Source organism: Arenimonas terrae (genome assembly GCF_006265115.1).
GTDB classification, from domain to species: Bacteria; Pseudomonadota; Gammaproteobacteria; order Xanthomonadales; family Xanthomonadaceae; genus Arenimonas; species Arenimonas terrae.
The window spans coordinates 1-5,495 of sequence record NZ_SMDR01000007.1 but is presented as its reverse complement, the minus strand read 5'-3'; the positions used below and the strand labels follow the sequence as shown (position 1 = coordinate 5,495).

General features: G+C 55.1%; 2 tRNA genes and 3 rRNA genes. All 5 read left to right on the top strand.

The window, feature by feature from the left end:
* Positions 1-344 precede the first annotated feature (344 nt).
* Positions 345-1,883 (top strand): 16S ribosomal RNA (locus tag E1B00_RS15485).
* 71 nt (positions 1,884-1,954) lie between these two features.
* Positions 1,955-2,031 (top strand) — tRNA-Ile (locus E1B00_RS15480).
* 11 nt (positions 2,032-2,042) lie between these two features.
* Positions 2,043-2,118 (top strand) — tRNA-Ala (locus E1B00_RS15475).
* A 228-nt stretch (positions 2,119-2,346) separates the two neighbouring features.
* Positions 2,347-5,228, top strand: a 23S ribosomal RNA gene (locus E1B00_RS15470).
* Positions 5,229-5,370: 142 nt separating this feature from the next.
* Positions 5,371-5,485 (top strand): 5S ribosomal RNA (rrf, locus tag E1B00_RS15465).
* Together the 16S, 23S and 5S rRNA genes with 2 tRNA genes alongside form the textbook arrangement of a ribosomal RNA operon.
* Positions 5,486-5,495 lie beyond the last annotated feature (10 nt).

The window sequence follows — 5,495 nt, the reverse complement described above, 5'->3', positions numbered from 1 at the left end:
CTTCCCAAATCCCTCTCCTGTCGCTATTCTTCGCGGCCCTTCACCGGCCGGGTTGATTGGACGGGGGTGGGGTTCGAAGAAAGTCGGTTTTAGGGTGTTGACGAACTTCGAAAGCGCCGTATAATGTGCGGCTCCCTTGGACGAAACGTCCTCTGGGTTGGGTTGAGCAGAAGCTGCTAACCCGTTGATCTTTGACAGTGTGCGCAGGAAATTTGTGCGGGCGCCTGACAGGGGATGGATGAGTCCATTTCTTGCAGACGTCTAGCCAACAAGCTTTAAGTTGTATTGCTATGCAAGCGACGTAAAGCCACGGTCGGACATCTGTAAGTCGAAGCTAAAAACTTCAACTGAAGAGTTTGATCCTGGCTCAGAGTGAACGCTGGCGGCAGGCCTAACACATGCAAGTCGAGCGGCAGCGCGGGGGCAACCCTGGCGGCGAGCGGCGGACGGGTGAGGAATACATCGGAATCTACCTTCTTGTGGGGGATAACGTAGGGAAACTTACGCTAATACCGCATGAGACCTGAGGGTGAAAGCAGGGGACCGCAAGGCCTTGCGCGAGAAGATGAGCCGATGTCCGATTAGCTAGTTGGTGAGGTAAAGGCTCACCAAGGCGACGATCGGTAGCTGGTCTGAGAGGATGATCAGCCACACTGGAACTGAGACACGGTCCAGACTCCTACGGGAGGCAGCAGTGGGGAATATTGGACAATGGGCGCAAGCCTGATCCAGCCATGCCGCGTGTGTGAAGAAGGCCTTCGGGTTGTAAAGCACTTTTGTTCGGGAAGAAATCTTCCGACCTAATACGTCGGGAGGCTGACGGTACCGAAAGAATAAGCACCGGCTAACTTCGTGCCAGCAGCCGCGGTAATACGAAGGGTGCAAGCGTTACTCGGAATTACTGGGCGTAAAGCGTGCGTAGGTGGTTCGTTAAGTCTGCCGTGAAAGCCCCGGGCTCAACCTGGGAATGGCGGTGGATACTGGCGGACTAGAGTGCGGTAGAGGGTGGTGGAATTCCCGGTGTAGCAGTGAAATGCGTAGAGATCGGGAGGAACATCTGTGGCGAAGGCGGCCACCTGGACCAGCACTGACACTGAGGCACGAAAGCGTGGGGAGCAAACAGGATTAGATACCCTGGTAGTCCACGCCCTAAACGATGCGGACTGGACGTTGGGCTCAACTAGGAGCTCAGTGTCGAAGCTAACGCGTTAAGTCCGCCGCCTGGGGAGTACGGTCGCAAGACTGAAACTCAAAGGAATTGACGGGGGCCCGCACAAGCGGTGGAGTATGTGGTTTAATTCGATGCAACGCGCAGAACCTTACCTGGCCTTGACATCCACGGAACCCTGCAGAGATGCGGGGGTGCCTTCGGGAACCGTGAGACAGGTGCTGCATGGCTGTCGTCAGCTCGTGTCGTGAGATGTTGGGTTAAGTCCCGCAACGAGCGCAACCCTTGTCCTTAGTTGCCAGCGAGTAATGTCGGGAACTCTAAGGAGACTGCCGGTGACAAACCGGAGGAAGGTGGGGATGACGTCAAGTCATCATGGCCCTTACGGCCAGGGCTACACACGTACTACAATGGTGGGGACAGAGGGTCGCGAGGCCGCGAGGCGGAGCCAATCCCAGAAACCCCATCCTAGTCCGGATCGGAGTCTGCAACTCGACTCCGTGAAGTCGGAATCGCTAGTAATCGCGGATCAGCATTGCCGCGGTGAATACGTTCCCGGGCCTTGTACACACCGCCCGTCACACCATGGGAGTTTGCTGCACCAGAAGCAGGTAGCTTAACCGCAAGGGGGGCGCTTGCCACGGTGTGGCCGATGACTGGGGTGAAGTCGTAACAAGGTAGCCGTATCGGAAGGTGCGGCTGGATCACCTCCTTTTGAGCAACGACGAGTTCGCCTCTGCCAGGCGTCCGCACAAGTTTCCTGCATTCCACAACGTGATCCGACCTGGGTCTGTAGCTCAGGTGGTTAGAGCGCACCCCTGATAAGGGTGAGGTCGGAGGTTCGAGTCCTCCTAGACCCACCACTTCTTGTCACGGGGCCATAGCTCAGCTGGGAGAGCACCTGCTTTGCAAGCAGGGGGTCGTCGGTTCGATCCCGACTGGCTCCACCAGCTTTGAATCGTCATGTGGAATGACAGCGCACACCAAGTTTATCGAACCGGCAGTGAGGCCGGCTTCGTGATCTTTGAAAATATGGGACGTAGCGAGCGTTTGAGACGAAACTGTCATCAAGACGTGTCGTAGAGGCTAAGGCGGGAATCCTGGTCGGATTCCTTATTGAGTTTAATCGTTGTAACTATTTGCGAAAACGATGACCTTGAGGCGACTTGAGGTTATATGGTCAAGCGAATAAGCGCACACGGTGGATGCCTTGGCGGTCAGAGGCGATGAAGGACGTGGCAGCCTGCGAAAAGCTCCGGTGAGTCGGCAACAGACATTGACCCGGAGATGTCCGAATGGGGAAACCCACTGCTTCGGCAGTATCGTGCGGTGAATAAATAGCCGTACGAAGCGAACCTGGTGAACTGAAATATCTCATTAACCAGAGGAAAAGAAATCAACCGAGATTCCCCCAGTAGTGACGAGCGAACGGGGACCAGCCCTGAAGTCTATTAGGTTCTAGCAAAACGGCTTGGAAAGGCCGGCCATAGAAGGTGATAGCCCTGTATGTGAAAGGGCCTAGTAGATGATGATGAGTAAGGCGGGGCACGTGAAACCCTGTCTGAATATGGGGGGACCATCCTCCAAGGCTAAATACTCCTGACCGACCGATAGTGAACCAGTACCGTGAGGGAAAGGCGAAAAGAACCCCGGAGAGGGGAGTGAAATAGAACCTGAAACCGTGTGCGTACAAGCAGTGGGAGCCGACTTGTTCGGTGACTGCGTACCTTTTGTATAATGGGTCAGCGACTTACTGTATGTGGCAAGCTTAACCGTATAGGGGAGGCGAAGGGAAACCGAGTCTGAATAGGGCGCATAGTCGCATGCAGTAGACCCGAAACCGGGTGATCTAGCCATGCCCAGGGTGAAGGTCGGGTAACACCGACTGGAGGCCCGAACCCACTCCTGTTGCAAAAGTAGGGGATGAGGTGTGGCTAGGAGTGAAAAGCTAATCGAACCCGGAGATAGCTGGTTCTCCTCGAAAGCTATTTAGGTAGCGCCTCGTGCGAATACTCTTGGGGGTAGAGCACTGTTATGGCTAGGGGGTCATTGTGACTTACCAAACCATGGCAAACTCCGAATACCAAGACGTACTACACGGGAGACACACGGCGGGTGCTAACGTCCGTCGTGAAAAGGGAAACAACCCAGACCTACAGCTAAGGTCCCCAAATTACCGCTCAGTGGAAAACGATGTGGGAAGGCACAGACAGCCAGGAGGTTGGCTTAGAAGCAGCCATCCTTTAAAGAAAGCGTAATAGCTCACTGGTCGAGTCGGCCTGCGCGGAAGATTTAACGGGGCTAAGCGGTATACCGAAGCTTAGGGTGCACACCTTTGGTGTGCGCGGTAGAGGAGCGTTCCGTAAGCCGTTGAAGGTCGATTGAGAAGTCGGCTGGAGGTATCGGAAGTGCGAATGCTGACATAAGTAACGATAATGCGGGTGAAAAGCCCGCACGCCGAAAGCCCAAGGTTTCCTTGCACAACGTTAATCGGTGCAGGGTGAGTCGGCCCCTAAGGCGAGACCGAAAGGTGTAGTCGATGGGAAGCTGGTTAATATTCCAGCACCTCGCGTGACTGCGATGGGGGGACGGAGAAGGTTAGGTGTACCGGGCGTTGGTTGTCCCGGGGAAAGGAGGTAGGCATTGAGCGTAGGCAAATCCGCGCTCATCTATGCCGAGCACCGAGACGAGTCCTATCGGACGAAGTCACTGATACCACGCTTCCAGGAAAAGCCTCTAAGCTTCAGGTCACGCAGACCGTACCGTAAACCGACACAGGTGGGCAGGATGAGAATTCTCAGGCGCTTGAGAGAACTTGGGTGAAGGAACTAGGCAACATGGCACCGTAACTTCGGGAGAAGGTGCGCCTTGATTGGTGGCTATATGCATAGCTGGGCTGATCAAGGCCGCAGAAACCAGGCCGCTGCGACTGTTTATCAAAAACACAGCACTCTGCAAACACGAAAGTGGACGTATAGGGTGTGACGCCTGCCCGGTGCCGGAAGGTTAATTGATGGGGTTAGCCGCAAGGCGAAGCTCTTGATCGAAGCCCCGGTAAACGGCGGCCGTAACTATAACGGTCCTAAGGTAGCGAAATTCCTTGTCGGGTAAGTTCCGACCTGCACGAATGGCGTAACGACAGCGGCGCTGTCTCCACCCAAGACTCAGTGAAATTGAAATCGCTGTGAAGATGCAGCGTTCCCGCGGCAAGACGGAAAGACCCCGTGAACCTTTACTATAGCTTTACATTGAACGTTGAGTTCGTCTGTGTAGGATAGGTGGGAGGCTATGAAGTGTGGTCGCTAGATCGCATGGAGCCATCCTTGAAATACCACCCTGATGTGCTTGACGTTCTAACCTGGGCCCGTTATCCGGGCCGGGGACCATGTATGGTGGGTAGTTTGACTGGGGCGGTCTCCTCCCAAAGAGTAACGGAGGAGCACGAAGGTACGCTCAGCGCGGTCGGACATCGCGCACTGTGTGCAAAGGCATAAGCGTGCTTGACTGCAAGATCGACGGATCAAGCAGGTACGAAAGTAGGTCTTAGTGATCCGGTGGTTCTGTATGGAAGGGCCATCGCTCAACGGATAAAAGGTACTCCGGGGATAACAGGCTGATACCGCCCAAGAGTTCATATCGACGGCGGTGTTTGGCACCTCGATGTCGGCTCATCACATCCTGGGGCTGTAGTCGGTCCCAAGGGTATGGCTGTTCGCCATTTAAAGTGGTACGCGAGCTGGGTTCAGAACGTCGTGAGACAGTTCGGTCCCTATCTGTCGTGGGCGTTGGAGATTTGAGAGGGGCTGCTCCTAGTACGAGAGGACCGGAGTGGACGACCCCCTGGTGTTCCGGTTGTCATGCCAATGGCATTGCCGGGTAGCTATGGTCGGAAACGATAACCGCTGAAAGCATCTAAGCGGGAAGCGTGCCTCAAGATGAGATCTCCCGGGACACAAGTCCCCTAAAGGAACCATCAAGACTAGGTGGTTGATAGGTCAGGTGTGTAAGCGCAGCAATGCGTTGAGCTAACTGATACTAATGATCCGTGCGGCTTGATCATATAACCTCAAGACGCCTTACCCTCGACAACACGTCGATGCCGGTATCGCCTTAAACAATGTTCGCTACGTCCCCCCTTTGAGAGCGTGAGCGCATAACTGCGTCAATCCATCGACCCAGCCACTGCGACCCTCCACCCTCTCCCTGGCGACCATAGCGCTGTGGAACCACCCGATCCCATCCCGAACTCGGAAGTGAAACGCAGCTGCGCCAATGGTAGTGTGGCCTAAGCCATGCAAGAGTAGGTCATCGCCAGGGTTTTTATCCC